General features: G+C 52.9%; 20 protein-coding genes and 1 other annotated feature. Of the genes, 12 read left to right on the top strand and 8 right to left on the bottom strand.

Annotated features, from left to right (window positions below; all coding sequences use genetic code 11):
- Positions 1 to 77: 77 nt before the first annotated feature.
- The 3 genes from BJU60_RS07730 to BJU60_RS07720 all read left to right on the top strand — a co-directional run bounded on the left by BJU60_RS07730 (position 78) and on the right by BJU60_RS07720 (position 2240).
- Entirely contained in the window at positions 78 to 668 is a 591-nt protein-coding gene (locus BJU60_RS07730; protein WP_070328322.1) for a DNA-3-methyladenine glycosylase, read from the top strand.
- A 71-nt stretch (positions 669 to 739) separates the two neighbouring features.
- Positions 740 to 1252, top strand: a complete 513-nt coding sequence (locus tag BJU60_RS07725) for a type 1 glutamine amidotransferase domain-containing protein (RefSeq protein WP_070328321.1) — start codon at positions 740 to 742, stop codon at positions 1250 to 1252.
- A gap of 154 nt (positions 1253 to 1406) precedes the next feature.
- The gene (locus BJU60_RS07720) at positions 1407 to 2240 is read left to right on the top strand and encodes an undecaprenyl-diphosphate phosphatase (RefSeq protein ID WP_070328320.1); all 834 of its coding nucleotides are present in this window, start codon (positions 1407 to 1409) and stop codon (positions 2238 to 2240) included.
- 165 nt (positions 2241 to 2405) lie between these two features.
- On the opposite strand, the gene bshB2 is transcribed toward BJU60_RS07720, so the two are convergent.
- The 3 genes from bshB2 to pdxK are packed head-to-tail and all read right to left on the bottom strand — an operon-like array spanning position 2406 to position 4308.
- Entirely contained in the window at positions 2406 to 3059 is a 654-nt protein-coding gene (bshB2, locus tag BJU60_RS07715) for a bacillithiol biosynthesis deacetylase BshB2 (RefSeq protein ID WP_016509728.1), read from the bottom strand.
- Positions 3056 to 3427, bottom strand: coding sequence for a YojF family protein (locus BJU60_RS07710; RefSeq protein ID WP_016509734.1), 372 nt, complete (start codon positions 3425 to 3427; stop codon positions 3056 to 3058). Before BJU60_RS07710 ends, bshB2 begins: the two co-directional genes overlap by 4 nt.
- 56 nt (positions 3428 to 3483) lie before the next feature.
- Positions 3484 to 4308: a pyridoxine/pyridoxal/pyridoxamine kinase gene (gene pdxK, locus BJU60_RS07705; RefSeq protein WP_070328319.1), complete on the bottom strand. Its 825-nt coding sequence runs from the start codon at positions 4306 to 4308 to the stop codon at positions 3484 to 3486.
- Positions 4309 to 4494: 186 nt separating this feature from the next.
- Here pdxK and cbpA point away from each other — a divergent pair, with 186 nt between their 5' ends.
- Positions 4495 to 5130 (top strand): cyclic di-AMP binding protein CbpA, encoded by a 636-nt coding sequence (gene cbpA, locus BJU60_RS07700; RefSeq protein WP_070328318.1) that lies wholly within the window; start codon positions 4495 to 4497, stop codon positions 5128 to 5130.
- Positions 5131 to 5163: 33 nt separating this feature from the next.
- On the opposite strand, the gene BJU60_RS07695 is transcribed toward cbpA, so the two are convergent.
- The 3 genes from BJU60_RS07695 to BJU60_RS07685 form a co-directional block, all read right to left on the bottom strand.
- A complete protein-coding gene (locus tag BJU60_RS07695; RefSeq protein ID WP_070328317.1) occupies positions 5164 to 5688 on the bottom strand; it encodes a GNAT family N-acetyltransferase in 525 nt (174 codons plus the stop codon).
- A gap of 49 nt (positions 5689 to 5737) precedes the next feature.
- Positions 5738 to 6622 carry a diacylglycerol/lipid kinase family protein gene (locus BJU60_RS07690; protein ID WP_070328316.1) on the bottom strand — a complete coding sequence of 295 codons (885 nt, stop codon included), beginning with the start codon at positions 6620 to 6622 and terminating at the stop codon, positions 5738 to 5740.
- Between the two features lie 91 nt (positions 6623 to 6713).
- Complete coding sequence (locus tag BJU60_RS07685) at positions 6714 to 7088, bottom strand: hypothetical protein (protein WP_070328315.1); 375 nt, start codon at positions 7086 to 7088, stop codon at positions 6714 to 6716.
- Positions 7089 to 7247: 159 nt separating this feature from the next.
- Here BJU60_RS07685 and BJU60_RS07680 point away from each other — a divergent pair, with 159 nt between their 5' ends.
- The 4 genes from BJU60_RS07680 (at position 7248) to BJU60_RS07665 (ending at position 11123) form a co-directional block, all read left to right on the top strand.
- Positions 7248 to 7679 carry a MarR family winged helix-turn-helix transcriptional regulator gene (locus BJU60_RS07680; RefSeq protein ID WP_016509745.1) on the top strand — a complete coding sequence of 144 codons (432 nt, stop codon included), beginning with the start codon at positions 7248 to 7250 and terminating at the stop codon, positions 7677 to 7679.
- 118 nt (positions 7680 to 7797) lie between these two features.
- Positions 7798 to 8433 (top strand): FMN-dependent NADH-azoreductase, encoded by a 636-nt coding sequence (locus BJU60_RS07675; protein WP_070328314.1) that lies wholly within the window; start codon positions 7798 to 7800, stop codon positions 8431 to 8433.
- A gap of 78 nt (positions 8434 to 8511) precedes the next feature.
- Positions 8512 to 9189: a uracil-DNA glycosylase gene (locus BJU60_RS07670; protein WP_070328313.1), complete on the top strand. Its 678-nt coding sequence runs from the start codon at positions 8512 to 8514 to the stop codon at positions 9187 to 9189.
- A 123-nt stretch (positions 9190 to 9312) separates the two neighbouring features.
- Positions 9313 to 9507, top strand: a binding site (T-box leader).
- A 53-nt stretch (positions 9508 to 9560) separates the two neighbouring features.
- A complete protein-coding gene (locus BJU60_RS07665; RefSeq protein WP_070328312.1) occupies positions 9561 to 11123 on the top strand; it encodes an aromatic amino acid hydroxylase in 1563 nt (520 codons plus the stop codon).
- Between the two features lie 39 nt (positions 11124 to 11162).
- Here BJU60_RS07665 and BJU60_RS07660 read toward each other — a convergent pair whose 3' ends face one another.
- Both BJU60_RS07660 and BJU60_RS07655 read right to left on the bottom strand, forming a co-directional pair.
- A complete protein-coding gene (locus tag BJU60_RS07660) occupies positions 11163 to 12152 on the bottom strand; it encodes an alpha/beta hydrolase (protein WP_070328311.1) in 990 nt (329 codons plus the stop codon).
- 32 nt (positions 12153 to 12184) lie between these two features.
- Positions 12185 to 13006, bottom strand: coding sequence for a Cof-type HAD-IIB family hydrolase (locus BJU60_RS07655; protein ID WP_070328310.1), 822 nt, complete (start codon positions 13004 to 13006; stop codon positions 12185 to 12187).
- A gap of 125 nt (positions 13007 to 13131) precedes the next feature.
- On the opposite strand from BJU60_RS07655, the gene BJU60_RS07650 reads away from it, so the two are divergent.
- The 4 genes from BJU60_RS07650 (at position 13132) to BJU60_RS07635 (ending at position 17052) form a co-directional block, all read left to right on the top strand.
- On the top strand, positions 13132 to 13824 hold the full coding sequence (locus BJU60_RS07650; RefSeq protein ID WP_016509883.1) for a response regulator transcription factor: 693 nt from the start codon (positions 13132 to 13134) through the stop codon (positions 13822 to 13824).
- Positions 13821 to 15200 carry a sensor histidine kinase gene (locus tag BJU60_RS07645; RefSeq protein ID WP_070328309.1) on the top strand — a complete coding sequence of 460 codons (1380 nt, stop codon included), beginning with the start codon at positions 13821 to 13823 and terminating at the stop codon, positions 15198 to 15200. Before BJU60_RS07650 ends, BJU60_RS07645 begins: the two co-directional genes overlap by 4 nt.
- Positions 15201 to 15265: 65 nt before the next feature.
- The gene (locus BJU60_RS07640; RefSeq protein ID WP_070328308.1) at positions 15266 to 15631 is read left to right on the top strand and encodes a DUF1499 domain-containing protein; all 366 of its coding nucleotides are present in this window, start codon (positions 15266 to 15268) and stop codon (positions 15629 to 15631) included.
- Positions 15628 to 17052 (top strand): dihydrolipoyl dehydrogenase family protein, encoded by a 1425-nt coding sequence (locus tag BJU60_RS07635; RefSeq protein WP_070328307.1) that lies wholly within the window; start codon positions 15628 to 15630, stop codon positions 17050 to 17052. Before BJU60_RS07640 ends, BJU60_RS07635 begins: the two co-directional genes overlap by 4 nt.
- Positions 17053 to 17321 lie beyond the last annotated feature (269 nt).

Here is a 17321-nt window from a genome sequence, read left to right as displayed (position 1 = left end):
AAGTGATGTCCTGAACGCGTTCAGGGCATCTTTTTTGTGTCGCCAAGCCTCGTTTGAGAAAATAAGGACGAGGAGGGATGACGATGAAACGGCTCGACCCATCATTTTATGAACAACCGACGCTCGAACTGGCCCGGTCGTTGCTCGGGCACTATCTCGTCCATGATCATCTCGAAGGACAGATCATTGGCAAAATTGTCGAGACGGAGGCGTATCTCGGGGCGGTCGATCAGGCAGCCCACAGTTTTGGCGGCAGACGGACGAATCGGACCGAGATCATGTTCGGGCAGTCTGGACATGTGTACACGTATCAAATGCACACGCATACGCTCTTGAACGTCGTCAGCGGTCCGATCGGATCACCGGAAGCCGTGTTGATCCGGGCGGTCGAACCCGTCGCCGGGAAGGAGTTGATTGAATTCAATCGTCCTGGCATCAAACGGTTCGACCGGACGAACGGACCCGGTAAACTGACGAAGGCGCTCGGGATCACGATGGACTTATACGGACACTCGCTCCAACATGAACCGCTCTATATTGTCGAAGGGGACGGTGTGAACGAGATTGAGGCCGGCCCGCGCATCGGTATCCCGAACAGTGGTGAGGCGCGTGACTATGCGTACCGCTTCTTCGAGCGGGACAATCCGTACGTCTCGAAATTCCGCTGAATGTTTAATGGCCCGTGACGTGTGGAACAGTCCTTATGTGCGTAAAACAAAAATTAGGGAGTGTTTCCGATATGGCAAAAGTAGCAACGCTAATCACGGATATGTTTGAAGACGTAGAGTTCACAGGTCCACGCGACGCATTGGTGGAAGCGGGGCACGAAGTTGTCACGATCGAAAAGGCAGCCGGTAACACCGTCGAAGGCAAACAAGGCGAGGCGAAAGTCACGATCGACAAAGCGATCGACGATGTGTCGCCAGAAGACTTTGACGCTCTGCTCTTACCAGGCGGATTCTCACCTGACTTGTTGCGCGAAGACGAACGTTTCGTCCAGTTCGCGAAAGCGTTCATGGATGCGAAGAAGCCAGTATTCGCCATCTGTCACGGGCCGCAACTGTTGATCACGGCGAAGACGCTCGAAGGCCGCGACGCGACCGGCTATAAGTCGATCAAAGTCGACATGGAGTATGCCGGTGCGAAGTATGCCGACAAAGAAGTCGTCGTCTGCCAAGATCAGCTCGTCACGAGCCGTCAACCGGACGACATTCCGGCGTTTAACCGTGAGATGCTCAACCTATTAAAATAATCTATCGGCCACGGACATGTTCCGTGGCTTTTTTATGTACATGAGGGGAAAGGGGGCATTTCATTGCGTCCTCTTTTTTACGTCTCAAGACCGAGAGAGAACGTCGTCCCGTCCGTGTATGATAAAAAGCAATACTGGAGTAGGGGACAATGCAATGGAATGGTATGAATTATTCATCGGTTTTTTATTAGGCGTCGTCGAAGGATTGACGGAGTTCGCGCCTGTCTCTTCGACCGGACACATGATCTTGGTCGATGATATTTGGCTCAACTCGAGTCGTTTTCTAGGCCAAGAAGTAGCCAACACGTTCAAGATCGTGATTCAGCTCGGTTCGATCTTAGCGGTCATCGTCGTTTTCAGGAGTCGGTTCAAAGCGTTATTGAATCCGAAGGAATTGCTCGCGATTCGACACGAAGGGCCGACGAAAAAGTTGAACCTGCTACATATCTTTATCGGTCTGCTCCCGGCGGCCGTGCTCGGACTCATGTTTGAGGACTACATCGACACGCATCTGTTTTCGATTAAGACGGTATTGATCGGACTCGTCATCGGTGCGTTCTTCATGATTGCCGCCGACTTGTCCGGCGTGAAACGACAGACGACGCCGACACTCGACGACATCACATACAAACAAGCGCTTGGAGTCGGCTTGATTCAATGTTTCTCGCTTTGGCCAGGCTTTTCACGTTCGGGCTCGACCATTTCGGGCGGAGTGTTGCTCGGGATGAGTCACCGCGCTGCGGCCGACTTCACGTTCATCATGGCCGTCCCGATCATGTTCGGGGCGAGCGCGCTCTCGCTTTACAGCAAGTGGAGCTATTTCACGGTCGACACGCTGCCTGTTTTCCTGATCGGTTTCGTCAGCGCGTTCTTGTTCGCGTTGCTGTCGATCAAATTCTTTTTGAAGTTGATCAACAAAGTGAAACTGACGCCGTTCGCGATTTACCGGCTCGTCTTAGCGGCCGTTATCTACGTTTTGTACTTTTAATAAAAAAACGCGTGTTCGCACACGCGTTATTGAAACTTATTACTCATTCAGTTCGTAAAACCAAGTAGAGGTGAGAACATGGGACATATCGTCGTCGTGCTAGGAACGTTGATCGGGTTAGGGACTGTAGGTTTGTTGCTGTATATGACGCGTTACGCGTTTGAATCATGAGAACGGATAATGATAGAAGCGCTCACGTTGGAGTAACTCCATGACGTGGGCGTTTTCTGCGTTGTCGATTGCACGGAGCAACCCTTCCGTCTGTGAACGGTGGGCGAGCAACGCCTCACGTTTGGCGGCACTCTCCTGACCGACTTCGATGAGGACGTGAGGTTTGCCGAGCTCATCTTCCGTCCGGTGATCGAAAGCGACACCTAAAAATTCGGGACGCTTCGCTTCGTCCATCTCTTGGAGCGCCCGGACGACCGCTCGTGCCGTCGCCTCATGATCGGGATGGACGGCATAGCCTGGATAAAATGAGATGACGCGGGTCGGTTTCACTTCGGCGATCAACTTGCTGAAGCGATTCGTCAGTTCGGTCTCGTCTTCGAATTCGACGGTCTTGTCGCGCAGTCCCCACATCCGGAGGTCGTCGATGCCCATGACGGCACAGGCGTCCTCGAGCTCGCGTTTACGGATTCTTGGCAGTTCTTCACGCGTCGTGAAGATTGGCGAGCCCATATTACGGCCCATCTCACCAAGTGTCAGACAGACGTATGTGACGGGGAAGCCGTTCTTCTGATGTTGAATGATCGTTCCGGCCGAGCTGAACGCCTCATCGTCCGGGTGTGGGAAAATAACAAGTAACGGTCCGTTCATTGGCTGTCCACCTCCGATGCTCCTTGCGGGAGCGGTTTGACGTCTAGATGCAGCGCGCAGGCGAGGCGTCCGAGACGGTCGTGCCCGGCGAGCAGCAACTGTTCACCGTGTTGTTCAAAGTCGGTCAATCCTTCGACGTAGAGCCAGCCGTGATCGAGCTTTAGTCCGACTCGATACGGTCCGTCTCCTTTGATTTGACCGATACTGTACTCGATCACGACGTTACGGATAAACATCCCGGCGTTATGGAAATCCGGGTCGTTATGTGTGGCGTAAGCGCCGTTCGTCGTCTCGACGTGAGCGTATAAAGGCGTCGACACGTGTGCGTTTAAATACGTTTGAATCGTTTCAGGTTGAATCGGTTTCACGCTAGTCTCCTCCAATGGCAATAATGACCCAGGACGTTCGCCCCGGGCCACCTTGTTTATGATTGTGTTGCTAGTTTTTGACGATAACCGGTATGGTTCGTCGGCCCAACGTATTGGTTGAGGCGGAACGAGTGACGGACCGCTTCTGTAATGAACTCTTTCCCGATGCGAATCGACTCGTCGACGGAATGTCCATTCGCGAGTGATGCGGCGATGGCTGAAGAGAATGTGCAACCGCCACCGTGCGTGAAAGCAGGTTCGATCTTTTCACTTTCGAGCAGACGGTACTCGTTACCGTCATAGAGGACGTCAAACGCCGTGTCGAACCCAAGTTTTCCACCGACTTTAACGATGACGATTTCAGCACCGAGCTCATGGATCAAGCGTGCGGCTTCTTTGATTTCTTCCATCGTCGACGGTGTCTTGTCGAGGCCAGCGAGCATACGCGCTTCGAACAAGTTCGGCGTGATGATTTTGGCGACAGGGACGAGGTGCTTACGCATCGCGACGGCGACGTCCGGGTTGAGGATCTCGTCGGCTCCCTTACAAGCCATGACCGGGTCGACGACTGCGTTTTGAATGCCGTACTCTTTAATTTTACGAGCCGCGAGCTCGATGATTTCTGGAGTCGGGAGCATCCCTGTCTTGACGGCATCGACGCCGATTCCGGCGAGGACGGTGTCAATCTGCTTCTCGATCAACGTCGTATCAATCGGGAAGACTTCATGGTGCCAAGCGTTATGCGGGTTTTGGGCTACGATGACCGTGAGTGCGGTCATGCCATACACACCGAGCTCTTCCATCGTCTTCAAGTCAGCTTGAATGCCTGCACCGCCACTCGTATCTGAACCAGCGATCGTTAATGCTTTTTTCATCGTCATAGTCGTTCAATCCCCTTTGTCTGTTTGGATAGTTTCACTATAACGACTTTTAGGCGTTACGACAAATCCCATGACCGCCAAAGGTTGAATCGAAGTTTTGAAAAAGATGGCAGGATTTCAATCATATTTGGGGAATAGTAATGAATAGGGTGTAGACCACTTTTAATTTGCTAGGAGGAAAACCGCATGTTAGTGCATAGCTTATGCATTCCAAAAAAAGACGTCGTCACAATCAGTGAAAAGGCGACGTTACGTGAAGCGCTCGATACGCTTGAAAAGACAGGATACCGCTGTGTCCCTGTCCTCGATGAGACGGGAATATTTTTCCGCGGTAACATTTATAAGATGCATATTTACCGTCACGGAATGAGTGGCGCGAGCCTTGACGACAACGTCATGGAATTGATTAAAAATACGCAGAAATACGTCCACGAGTCGGACGGATTCTTCAAAGTCTTCTTCTCGATCAAAGAGTTACCGTATATCGCGGTCCTAAAAGACGAGAGCAATGAATTTTACGGCATTTTGCCACACGGGAAGATGCTCGGCATGCTCGAAGAGGCGTGGAGCCGTGACACAGGCAGCTACGTCGTCACGATCGCACTTAGCGAGCAGGTAGGTGCGCTCGAGAAAATCACGAAAGTCGTCAGCAAATACTCGTCTATCGCGAGTTTGATGACGCTCGACGCGAAGAGTAAAGTCCTTCGCCGTGTTTTGATCACGTTGCCGCCTGACTGTGATGAGCCGAAGAAAGACAAGATCGTCGCCAAACTCGAACAAAAAGGGTTCCGCGTCGTCGAAGTCGAAAACTTGAACAACTGACGAAAGACCTTCCTCGCTTGAGGAAGGTCTTTGTCATGTCAGTCGCTTTTCCATGCGGATATCAGGCCAAAATTGTTCGTTCCAGTACGTGAACGCATCGATGCGCGCAATTTCTTCATAGCCGAGCTTCTTATAGAGATGGTGTGCCGCCTCGTTGAACCCGAACACGCCGAGCTCGATGCGCGGCGTGCCTTGGTGACGAAGCCGTTCCTCCAAAAGTCGGAGTGCCTCGCTGCCCGCACCCTTGCCGCGACCCGCCGCTTCCCCGATAACGAGTCCGAGCCAGGCACTCCCTGGTTCTTGAACGTATAGATGGTTTGCGTCATACATCACGTTCACCTCGCCGACGAGCCTGTCGTCAGCGTAAATGAGAAAGATATCGTGTGTCTGAAGTCGATCCGTCAAGTCGGCGACGGTCATCTGTTGCTCGGCCGCGAGTTCTTCTTCCGAGCGAGCAGGGCGGATCAAATGAACGATTTCGGGATCGTTGTTCCACCGGTTGAACGTCTGGACGATGTCGTCTGACGCTTCGAGCAGCGGAACGAGTGTGATGTTCATCGAACGATCTCTCCTTTCTCGAACGAGCCTTCTATGCCGAGGCGAGAGATTAGACTGGTTTCAGCACTTGGAGATGGCTTGGGAGCACTTCAAACGTGAGCGGGAGTTTCCCGCCCGTGTCCCCGTCGGCGTTGACCGGAAGCGAATCAGGCGAATCGACATACACCCGCTTCGTCTGGAATGCGGTCACACTGTCTGTTTCTTTAAGCTTGCCGGTAAATAAGGCCGGGGCGAGCTGGAAGGCGTCTGTGAAACCGAGATTCTCAAACAAGTAGACGTGAAGCAGGCCATCGTTCAACTTCGCATCAGGCTCGAAGTTTTCAAAGCCGCCGACCGAGTTCGTCAGCGCGATGACGGCGAGAAAAGCGTCCCCGTCGAACGTGTGCTCTTCGGCCTGAACTGATAACGAGTAAGGACTGTGTTCCCGGAACGCTTTGATGCCTTCAATCAAGTAGGCGAACGGGCCCCATTTCGTCTTCTCTTCTACGCTGACTTCATCGACCGCCTCAGCGATGAGGCCGATGGCGATGACGTTCATGAAGTAGCCGTGTTCATACTTCCCGATGTCCATCGGTGACGGTTTTGCCGTTCGCAGCGCTTCAATCGCTTCTTTCGGGTCGCTCGGTACGCCGAGAGCCCGTGCCAAATCGTTCACCGTTCCGAGCGGGATGATTCCGAAGTCGGGACGATGATCGGCTTCGGCGAGACCGGCCACCGTCTCGTTCAACGTTCCGTCGCCACCCATGGCGACGACGGCTTTATATTGTTTCGACGCAGCTTCTCGCGCGAAGTGTGTGGCGTCGTCGGCTTTTTCAGTAAAACGGACGTCGACGTTTCCGTAACGTTCGCGTAGCACTTCTTCAGCGAACGGCGCGTGCTCTTTCCCTAATTCTTTCCCAGACGATGGGTTGACGATCAACATAACTGTATCCATTCAAGACATTCCCCTTTATCAGTCAGATATTGTCCTATATTCCCGTCCGCGCTCAAACCTAGTCATCAAAAAAACAACGCGCGTGCGTTGTTTAGTAATGGCGGAACGCCGACATATCGAGATGGCTCGCATCGGATTCGTCGACGGCGAGCTCGATTTTCAAATATTCGTGGAAAGGCGAATCGTACGCTCCCATGCAGGCGACCGGTTCATGGCCGGGTACGGGCGATTTTCGTTTCGTCTTGACGAACAGGTAGTCTTCGCGCGACAACGTCAACAAGAAACGCTCGACTGCGTGCGGTTCGCGCGTGACGTTCGGCCATGGCAAGTGGTTGAACAGTAAAAAGACCGCGCCTTCTTTTTCAAGGGCATAGTCAGGGGCGATGCCTTCCCGGTTCAACAACTCGATGACCGAACTCAAATAGCCTGCTTTAATCGTCAATGAAATCTCATAATACTCACGCATACCGTCCACCCTTTCTAAAAATCACAATAGTTCTATTCTAAACGTTTCAAGGAGACGCGACAACGGAGAAGTTTCTTGACGAAGTGTTTTTAGCGACGTATACTGCTCATGTCCTGCTATACTAAAGGTAAATGATGAACGAATTGAGGTGAAACCGACATGATTGAATCACTCGAATTGAAGGCATGGGTCGTCTTAGCCAGAGCGATGGACGCAATCAGTGATCGTGTCAAAGACGATCTTAGACGCCACCAATTGAATTCAACAGAGTTCGGTGTTCTATCCGTATTGTATAAACGAGGAGATACGCCGCTGCAACAAATCGGTGATCAAATTTTGATCACGAGTGGTAGCGTCACGTATGTGATCGACAAGCTTGAGAAGCGAGGGCTCATCGAGCGCGTCGCCTGCCCGTCAGACCGTCGTGTCACGTACGCGTCGTTGACAGGCGAAGGCAAGCAATTGATGGACGTCGTCTATCCTGAGCATATTGAAATCTTCAAAGATATTTATGGACCGCTCAGCGAACAAGAGACCGAGACGTTGATTGATTTATTGAAACGCGTCGGCTACAACGCGGCAGGCAAATAACGCCTGCTGTTTTTTTTGTCAATTATCTTGAAGTTGAAATAATTGACGGTGAGATATACAGATGATATAGTTCTAACTGTTGTTATCAAAATAGAGATTACCAGTGGAGGAACCCATTATGAATAAAGTATTATACGTATCAGCTAACCCAAAACCGACAGAATTGTCATACAGCAAACAAGTCGCCGAGGCGTTCATGACGAAACTTCAACAAGAGAACGCATCGTTTGAAGTCGAAGCAATCGAGCTTTACGATGTCGACGTCCAAGAAATTGATGGCGACGTGTTAAGCGCTTGGGGAAAATTCGCGTCTGGTGAAGCACTCACAGACGTCGAAGCTTCAAAAGTCGCGACGATGAACGGCATGCTTGAGAAGTTCATGGAAGCAGACCTTTACGTGTTCGCGACGCCGATGTGGAACTTCTTCTTCCCGGCACGCATGAAGATGTTCCTCGATAGCGTCCTCTCAGCCGGCAAGACGTTCCGTTACACAGAGCAAGGGCCGGTCGGTCTCCTTGAGAACAAACAAGCGATCCACATTCAAGGGACAGGCGGCATCTACACAGGTACAGACCTCAACTTTGCAGACGCGTACCTCCGTCAAGCGCTTGCGTTCGTCGGCGTGAACGAAGTGACGACACTTGCGGTTGAAGGAATGAACCAGTTCCCAGACAAGATCGAAGACATCGTTGCTGACGCGACAGCGAAAGCAGAAGCACTTGCGAAAGAAGTAGCAGGCACAGTCACAGTATAATCATCGGACGAGTCCACTGGGCTCGTCTTTTTGTGTGCCGTCGATTCGGGTATGATAAGACGGAAAGGGGCGAATTAAATGGGAGAACAGTTATCAGACCGCTTGCTCGGCGACTGGAGTGACATCATTGAGGCAGAGATGGAGCAGCCGTACTTCGTTGACTTGAAAGCGTTCGTCGATGAGGCATATGCGACGACGACCGTCTATCCGCAGCGGGAAGACATTTGGAACGCGTTCGTCTACACGAAGTTTAAAGACGTCAAATGCGTCATCCTCGGCCAAGACCCGTATCACGGTCCGAATCAGGCGCACGGACTCAGCTTCTCGGTCCAAGACGGTGTCCGTTTTCCGCCATCGCTGCGCAACATCTTTCAAGAGTTGCATGAAGACTTGGGTTGTAGCGTGCCGAAGAGCGGGAATTTAGAGAACTGGGCCCGCCAAGGCGTATTGTTGCTCAACACCGCGCTCACGGTCGAAGCGAGTAAGGCCGGATCACACCGCGGACAAGGATGGGTTCAGTTCACGGACTCGATCATCGAGCAACTCGGGAAGCGTGAGCAACCGATCGTGTTTATTCTTTGGGGAAACGATGCCAAAAAGAAACAAAAGCTGATCGGGCCGCAGCACGCGATCTTGACATCGGTCCACCCGAGTCCGCTGTCGGCACACCGCGGCTTCTTCGGATCCCGTCCGTTCTCGCAAGTGAACGATTTGCTGAAACAGTGGGGACAACCTGAAATTGATTGGTGTTTGTGACAGTTCGCAGTTGCGGACTGTTTTTTTGTTGACGTCGACAAAACGATTTGGTAAAGTTACAACCAACAAGATACTTTAATGCTTAAAAGCAAGTTCGCATAGAAGCATAACTGCATAACAGTAACAAAAGCGATGATCAAACCGAAGTAGAGACATCTTCCCTGGCCCAGAGAGCGTGTGGTGCTGCGAACACGCCCAAAAGATGAATCGAATTACAGTTTGTGAGCTCTCACATGTGAGCGGTCCCCCGTTATCGGATTAGAGTGACTAGACAACGTCTAGTAATCAGGGTGGTACCGCGGCTAAGTCGTCCCTATCGAGTGAATCGATAGGGACTTTTTGACGTCCAGTAGACAAAAGGAGGAAATATCATGCTCACACAATCAATCCCACGCCACTTGGCGCCTCATATCTCGCCCCAGTTTTACAACGAGTACACACCGACCGATCACGCGGTCTGGCGCTTCGTATTACGGCTCAATTTGCATACGCTCGAAGGCAAGGCCCATCCGTTCTACATCGAAGGGTTGAAAAAGACAGGCATGGGACCAGAACGCCTCCCGGACGTCGAAAAAATGACCGCCGAGATGCGAGCGGCCGGTTGGTCGACGGTCGCGGTCGACGGATTGATTCCTGGCGTCGCGTTCTTTGACTTCCAAGGGAACGGGATGTTACCGGTCGCGACCGACATCCGGAAAGTCGAGAACATCTTGTACAGCCCGGCACCAGACATTATCCATGAGGCGGCCGGTCACGCGCCGATGCTGATGGACCCTGAGTTTTCTAAAATCGTGAAACGGTTCGGTCAACTTGGCGCGAAAGCGTTCATGAACCGTGAGGAACACGCCTCGTTCGCGGCACTCAAACGACTGACGATCGTGAAAGAGAATGCCAACTCGACGGAAGCGGATGTCAAAGCCGCCTTAGAAGCGCTGCATGAAGCGAAAGCGCAAGTGACGGGCTTCTCCGAAGCGCAGCAAGTGGCACGTATCTTTTGGTGGACGGTCGAGTTCGGACTGATCGGCGACATCGAGCGCCCGCTCATTTACGGGGCCGGACTGTTGTCTTCGGTCGGCGAGAGCCGTCACTGCCTGACCGACGCCGTCACGAAACATCCGTTCAACCTCGAGCATGCGCTAGAGACGAAACAGGATGTGACGAATATGCAAAGTGAACTGTTCGTCATCCCTGACTTCGAGGCGTTGACGGATGCGCTCGATGAACTCGAATCACGGATGGCCGTCCACACGGGCGGAATCGCATCGCTTGAGAAGGCGCTCGCCTCAGGAAGTCAATCGACGATCCGGCTCGAAGATGGGACCGACCGTGTCGGAACGGTTCGACACGTGACGAACACAGGCCGAGTTGCCCTCGTTCAATGGGGGGACTGCGTGAAAGTTGACCACGGCCAGCTTCGCAATTTGAGCAATCACGGACTACTCGTTTTAGATGGACCAATCCAAGAAGCGCTCGCGGAAGCGGACGTTCGCCTCGATGGCCGCATCGTCAGCGAGACGACAGACGAGATCACGCTAGAAGACGTGAGCGTGCAGATCGACGGCAAACAAATCGAGCTCGCGACGCTTGAAGTGAGACACGATTCGCTACCGTCGATCTTCCCGGGCACGGACGTCGAAGAGCTCGTCGTCTTAGAGAAACCGGTTCAAATCGAACGGGACGCCCGGACGTGGACGGAAGACGACCCGCTCTTCAATCGCATCCGGCTCATGCGTGAACAAGGGGAGTCGATCGACGCTCTCGTCCCGATGGTCCTCTCTGAGCATGCGGACGCCTGGTTGGCTCAGATTGAATGCTTGGAACTCGTTCAGTCAGACGAGCTTCGTCAAGCACTCATCGACCGGCTACAAGCGTTACGGAAAACTTCAGACTCTCGCAACGAGCTGATTGGCCGCGCAATGGATTTGCTCAAATGACGCAAACAACCCCGACTTTGAAAAAAGTCGGGGTTGTTTTTATTTGGTCGTTTCGCGCAAGAACGTGATCAAGCGACGATACGTTGAACTGGCTGCTGGTTGATCCATCTCGAAGTGATAGCTGTTTCCGAGTTCGTATTCATCTCGATTATAGAAGACGCTCGTCACATCAGTCCGTCCGGAGAGAATTGTCGCGAACTCTTTCGCTTGCGTCTCGAACGACCCCGTGTTCCCGTCGGTGATGAACGTCGGGACGAACGTGGCCGGGATGTTGACGAGAGGGGACGCTTCGGTGACGACGGGGAGGTTCTCCCAATTGTACGTCCCGAAGTAGGCCCAACCGATCCGCTTGAACAAGAAACGGTTGACGGCTTTCGAAGACTCGAGAATCGTCCGTTTCAAATCATACGGGCCAGACAAGAGAACCGCGCCGAGGATCGAGTCTTGCGGGACGACTTGATTCACTTCGGCTGACGGTGCATAGTCATCGTTCAGTTGAATCCCGATGAATTGGGCGACGAGCTGCGCTCCGTTCGAGTCTCCGGCGAAGAAGACGCGGTCGAGATCGAGTCGGAAGCGATCGTTGTTGTCGGCAATATACGTGTACGCCTCTTCGATTTGCTGGAGCGGCACCGGATACGTGACGTCCGGGGCGAGGGCGTAGTTGATGCTGACGACGTTGTAGCCGTTGCTTGCGATCGATGTCGCATACTTGAACACATCGGCCTTATCACCGCCAACGAACGAGCCACCGTGCACCCAAAAGATCGTCGGGACGACATGCTTATCGCCTTCATAGCGAATCAAATCGAACGTCCCGTTCTCGTAGGCAGAATAGTAATCGATGTCTTTACGGACCGACGTCTTTTGAACGACTTCGTCGAATCCTTTGATCGCGACTTCCTTGCCTCCAGTAAATGAAGTTTTGACGAGACGGGACGCAGGCTTCGGTGACAAGAAGACGTAGGCGGCACCGGCGACGGCCGTTCCGACTAGCCCGAGTCCAGCTCGTTTCAATCCTTTATTCATCGTGATTCCTCCTTGGTTCAAACGGTTATTGCTTAACGATTCGTAACGACACTGCTCATGTACGTCTCGATGACGTGGGCGATCCCATCTTCATTGTTTGACTTCGTGATGAAGTCGGCTTTCCCTTTGACCGTGGCGTTGGCGTTACCCATGGCGACACCGAGTCCGGCCCATTCGATCATCGTCAAGTCGTTGTTGCCGTCTCCGCAAGCGATGACGTGTGCTTGGTCGATTCCGACGTGGTCAGCCAAAAAGGCGAGGCTCGTCCCTTTCGTCACACCGGCTTCCGTGAACTCGAGGAAGAACGGTTTCGAACGAGCGACGGCGAGCTTGCCTTCGAGCTCGAGTTGCAGCTTCGTCTCGATTGGGGCGAGTGTATCGCCGTCGCCGAGCATGAGGCATTTGACGACAGGGGTCGTGACGGTTTCTTTGAAATCGTTGACGTGGATGACCGGCATGCCCGTCAATTCGCCTTCGAGATCGGTATACGGGTTCGGCTGATCGGTTACGATTTCGTTACCGATGTACGTATGAATCGCGATTTCCTCCCGGACACTGATATCATGGAGGTGGGCGACTGTGTCTGGCATTAACGTGCTTGAGAAGATTTCTTCATTTGTTTCACAATTGATGATTGAAGCACCGTTGAATGACAAGATGTAACTACCATATTTGGCGAGCTCGAGTTCACGAGCTGCTTCCCACATGGCGTACGTCGGACGTCCGCTTGCTAAAACGACTTTGTGGCCGCGTTCTTGGACGTCAAGTAACGCCGCTTTCGTGACAGGGGAAATCGTGTGGTCGCTCGTGAGGAGCGTATCGTCCATATCTAAAACAATCATGTTATAACTCATAGTGGTAAGGAGTCCTCCTTCAGAATCTAATGACTCCATCCTAATACGATTTGAGGTCAATTGACAACCTTGTCGCAAAAACGTAACTATAATGTAGAGTAGTGAACTCCAGAAGAGGTGGAAATATGAATCGGATATTAGTAGCCGAAGATGAGCATGCGATTCGCAGCTTTATCATCGTAAATTTAAAACGAGCCGGATTTGATGTCTTTGAGGCAACGAACGGCCGTGAAGCGGTCACCGCGTTCGATCGTGAACCGTTTGATATCGTCTTGCTAGACGTCATGATGCCTGAGATGGACGGTTTTGAAGCGTGCGCCGCGATTCGTGACTTAGACGAGAACGTCGGGATCATCATGTTGACGGCACGTACGCTTGAAGAAGATAAAATCGAAGGTCTCGGGAAAGGGGCAGACGACTATATCGCCAAGCCGTTCAGCCCGGGCGAGCTCGTCGCGCGCATTCATGCGCTCCTGCGACGCGTCGAAAAAGTGAAGCGCAAAGAGAAGAAACGTCTCAAGTCAGGACCGTTCGCCATCGACTTGGCGGCGAAACAAGTGACGAAATACGGACAATCGATCGATTTGACGCCGACCGAATATGACTTGATCTGTCATCTCGTCCAAAACGAAGAAGTCGTCTTATCACGTGATGCGCTTCTTGATGCGGTTTGGGGCATCAACTACTTCGGGGACCGGAAGACGGTGGACGTCAACATTCGCCGCTTACGGCAAAAGATTGAAGACGACCCGAGCCATCCGGCCTATATCGAGACGCTATGGGGGCATGGCTATAAGTGGCGGAGACATGACGGATGAGACAACAGCTCGTCATCCGCATGATGATTGTCGTGACACTCGTGCTCTTACTGCTCGTAAGCGTCCTGTCGTACGGTACGTACCGTTATTACTACGAGTATGAGTCCGATGCGTTGGTCAGCCATGCGACGACAAGCGCTTATTTGTATCCACAGGCGCAAGTCGGATTTGAGACACCGAGCGCGTTCTCGGTCCTCGTCCGGACGTTCGGGTATCCGGGTACCGATTTGACGATGGTCGACCGCTCTGGCGCGATTATAAAAACGACCGGACAGCGAGCACAACAAGCGTCGTATACACCTGAGCAGCTCGAGCGTCTTGCTAGAGGAGAGTCGGTCGTCCAAGACTATGACGTGAACGAAGAACACTTTCTGTCGGTGACGAGCCCAATCATGACCGAGGGAACGGGTGAGTTCGCCATCAGTTTCACGCGTCCGCTCGCAGACTTAGACACGCTCATCCGCGAGATTTGGATGGCGGTCCTCATGATCGGTGTCTTGATTTGGCTCGTGGCACTATACGCGGTCATCCGAATCGCGGACCGTTTCGTCCGTCCGATCCGCGAGATTATTGAGACGGCTGACGAGATGGCGCAAGGTGATTTCGACGTCGAGGTATATTCGAACGAGAAGCACGAGCTCGGGGCGCTTGCCCGGACGCTGACTTACTTAGGCGCTAAAGTGCAACAGCACCAATCGACGCGCAACGAATTCTTGTCGAACGTCTCCCATGAGCTCAGGACGCCGCTCACTTCGATCAAAGGCTGGACTGAGACGATCCGAGGCGGGGATGAACAACTGTCAGACGAGACAGAGCTCGGTCTGAGTATCATTCATTCGGAGACCGAGCGAATGATCGGTCTCGTCGAGCAATTACTCGACTACACGAAAATCGAGGAGAGTCGTCTCGTGCTCTATCGTCAAGAGCTCGATCTCGTCTCACTGTTACGCAAAGTAACGATTCAACTGAAACAATCGCTTGAAGATAAGCAGATTACGTTGATCGAGCGCTACCCGGCCAAGTCGGTCGGTCTATTCGATGAGAACCGGCTCAAGCAAGTATTCTTAAACTTACTTGAAAACGCGATCCGGTTCTCACCAGTCGGCGGGACGCTCACGGTTCGCTTCGTCCAGTCGGAGCGGGTCGCCTTCATCTCGATTATCGATCAAGGGCCTGGCATCTCGAAAGAACACTTGCAGCGCATCACGGAAATGTTCTATCAAGCGCAAGTGACGAAAGGCAGCAGCGGCCTCGGCCTTGCGATCGCTAAGGAGTTGATCGAGGCGCATGAAGGGAAACTTGTCATCGAAAGTGAAGTCAGACAAGGGACGACTGTGACAGTTCTGTTACCGCTCGACCCGAGCGAACTGCAATAAAAGGGTTAAACCTTCCGAATTCAGGATACATACAATTGTATGTAGAATGAGGGAGGTTTTTTGTCGTGGCCGCAAAAACATTGAAACCGTTGAAAGGAAGTCCGAATGCCGTATCGACACAAACGTCGATCAAAGCGCTGCACATGGACCCGCTTCCGTATGGAAAAGACCGCGATCAAACGGTCGAAACCATCAAAATGGTGATGGGGCAGCTACCTCGGACGGAGCTTGCCGAGGAGACGACGGACACGCTCCATTACGTCGTCTCTTCGAAAGTGATGCGTTTTAAAGATGATGTGGAATTTTTATTTGACGATGAAGCGAGACAAGTAGAATTTCGTTCTGCTTCACGACTCGGTCATTCCGACTTCGGTGTGAACCGGAAACGGATGGACGACGTAAGCAAACGATATCGGAGGTTGATGGGATGAAGGACTATCAGTTGATTGTAATCGGGGGAGGCGCGGCCGGGATGACGGTCGCAGCCGGTGCCGCGAATTTAGGTGTGAAAGTCGCACTGATTGAGAAGAAAAAACATCTGGGTGGCGATTGTCTCCACGTCGGCTGTATCCCGTCGAAGGCGCTCATCGCAGCCTCGAAAGATGCGAGTTCGATGATGCAGGCCGCACGTGTGCTCGGAGCCGAGTTTGACGGGCGCGATCATTATAAGACGACGAAAGCACGAGTCGACAAAGCGCGGGCGATCATTCAAGAACACGATGGGACGGAGCGTTTCGAAAAGATCGGGGTCGATGTATACATCGGAGAAGCGTCGTTCCAAAGCCCGTACGAACTGAAAGTCGGTGACGATTTACTGATCGGTAAAAAGTTCGTCATCGCGACCGGGTCGAAACCGACCGTCCCGCCAATCGATGGATTGGACAACGTTTCCTACTTAACGAATGAAAACGTGTTTGAAGAAGAGACGCTCCCAGAGAGCATCATCGTCATCGGGGCCGGCACGGTCGGACTTGAGCTGGCACAGTCGTTCGCGCGGCTCGGTAGCCAAGTGACCGTGCTCGAGGCGCAAGACGCGTTCTTGCCGAAAGAAGACGAGTCTGTCAGTGCGTTGCTCCGCTCACAGCTTGAGATGGCGCTGCATCTAGAAATCGGTGTCAAGGTCAAACAGATTGCTGAAGTGGCAGGACGCATCAAAGTCACAGCCGAAGTCGATGGGGAAACTGTCGAGTATGAAGCGGAAAAACTGCTCATGGCGACAGGACGTGCTCCACGCATCGAAGAACTTCGTCTTGATCGGGCGAAAGTCGACGTGAAAGACGGCTATGTCGATGTGACGTCGACGTATCGGACGTCACAGTCCCACATCTTCGCCATCGGAGATACGATCAAGACGTTACCGTTCACACATGCGGCCGGCGAAGAAGGCAAGGCGGTCGTCGCCAACGCCTTGTTCGGGCTATGGAACAAGGTCGATTACAGCAAGATGCCTTGGATCACGTTCACCGACCCGGAAGTGTTCCATGTCGGATTGACCGAGGCCGAGGCGCGTGAGCGTCACGGGGATGACATCGAAATCTTTGAGGCGAAGCTGTCCGAAGTCGATCGGTTCGTCGCCGATCGCCAAGAGACAGGCTTCGTCAAAATCATTACCCGGAAGAACGGCAAGATTCTCGGAGGACACGCGGTCGGGATGACGGCTGGCGATTGGATGCAGATTGTCGTCTATGCGATGCAACGCGGTGATAAGATCGGCAAGTTGTCACGTATGATCTATCCGTATCCTTCGCGGAGCGAGGCCGTTAAGAAAGCGGCCGATCTATACTGGCGGAAGCGGCTCTTCGAGAGCCCGCTCACCGAGCTCGCCCGAAAATATTTTGAATGGACACGTTAACAAAAAGCCCACTCTGTCGCGAGGGCACTGAAAAACTTCAAATAATTTTGAGCAGAGGAGCGTCATCCCGGATGGGATGGCGCTCCTCTGCTTTCATTGCCCTTTAAAGCCGCCCTGTCCGGCACGCCGCTTTCCTGGGGGCGGTCAGCGAGCCGCATCGCGACGATGTCGCTGCTGGGTCTCGCCTTGCCCGCTGTTCCCCCGGGAGTCGGCGTGCCCTCGGGGCGACGCTGTACGTCCTTGCCGTTTCGGACTAAACTGGCTATAAC

Source organism: Exiguobacterium aurantiacum (genome assembly GCF_001766415.1).
Lineage (GTDB): Bacteria > Bacillota > Bacilli > Exiguobacteriales > Exiguobacteriaceae > Exiguobacterium > Exiguobacterium aurantiacum_A.
Note: the sequence above shows the minus strand (reverse complement) of the source record. Positions and strands in the feature narration are given on the sequence as shown.

Excerpts from the sequence above, each read along its gene's own strand:
- BJU60_RS07685 (WP_070328315.1), bottom strand. The coding sequence starts at position 7,088 with ATGCGTGAGTATTATGAGATTTCATTGACGATTAAAGCAGGCTATTTG.
- BJU60_RS07635 (WP_070328307.1), top strand. The coding sequence starts at position 15,628 with ATGAAGGACTATCAGTTGATTGTAATCGGGGGAGGCGCGGCCGGGATG.
- cbpA (WP_070328318.1), top strand. The coding sequence starts at position 4,495 with ATGTTAGTGCATAGCTTATGCATTCCAAAAAAAGACGTCGTCACAATC.
- BJU60_RS07645 (WP_070328309.1), top strand. The coding sequence starts at position 13,821 with ATGAGACAACAGCTCGTCATCCGCATGATGATTGTCGTGACACTCGTG.
- BJU60_RS07670 (WP_070328313.1), top strand. The coding sequence starts at position 8,512 with ATGGGAGAACAGTTATCAGACCGCTTGCTCGGCGACTGGAGTGACATC.
- BJU60_RS07660 (WP_070328311.1), bottom strand. The coding sequence starts at position 12,152 with ATGAATAAAGGATTGAAACGAGCTGGACTCGGGCTAGTCGGAACGGCC.
- BJU60_RS07720 (WP_070328320.1), top strand. The coding sequence starts at position 1,407 with ATGGAATGGTATGAATTATTCATCGGTTTTTTATTAGGCGTCGTCGAA.
- BJU60_RS07695 (WP_070328317.1), bottom strand. The coding sequence starts at position 5,688 with ATGAACATCACACTCGTTCCGCTGCTCGAAGCGTCAGACGACATCGTC.
- BJU60_RS07675 (WP_070328314.1), top strand. The coding sequence starts at position 7,798 with ATGAATAAAGTATTATACGTATCAGCTAACCCAAAACCGACAGAATTG.
- BJU60_RS07655 (WP_070328310.1), bottom strand. The coding sequence starts at position 13,006 with ATGAGTTATAACATGATTGTTTTAGATATGGACGATACGCTCCTCACG.
- BJU60_RS07665 (WP_070328312.1), top strand. The coding sequence starts at position 9,561 with ATGCTCACACAATCAATCCCACGCCACTTGGCGCCTCATATCTCGCCC.
- BJU60_RS07650 (WP_016509883.1), top strand. The coding sequence starts at position 13,132 with ATGAATCGGATATTAGTAGCCGAAGATGAGCATGCGATTCGCAGCTTT.
- pdxK (WP_070328319.1), bottom strand. The coding sequence starts at position 4,308 with ATGACGATGAAAAAAGCATTAACGATCGCTGGTTCAGATACGAGTGGC.
- BJU60_RS07690 (WP_070328316.1), bottom strand. The coding sequence starts at position 6,622 with ATGGATACAGTTATGTTGATCGTCAACCCATCGTCTGGGAAAGAATTA.
- BJU60_RS07730 (WP_070328322.1), top strand. The coding sequence starts at position 78 with ATGACGATGAAACGGCTCGACCCATCATTTTATGAACAACCGACGCTC.
- BJU60_RS07680 (WP_016509745.1), top strand. The coding sequence starts at position 7,248 with ATGATTGAATCACTCGAATTGAAGGCATGGGTCGTCTTAGCCAGAGCG.
- BJU60_RS07725 (WP_070328321.1), top strand. The coding sequence starts at position 740 with ATGGCAAAAGTAGCAACGCTAATCACGGATATGTTTGAAGACGTAGAG.
- bshB2 (WP_016509728.1), bottom strand. The coding sequence starts at position 3,059 with ATGAACGGACCGTTACTTGTTATTTTCCCACACCCGGACGATGAGGCG.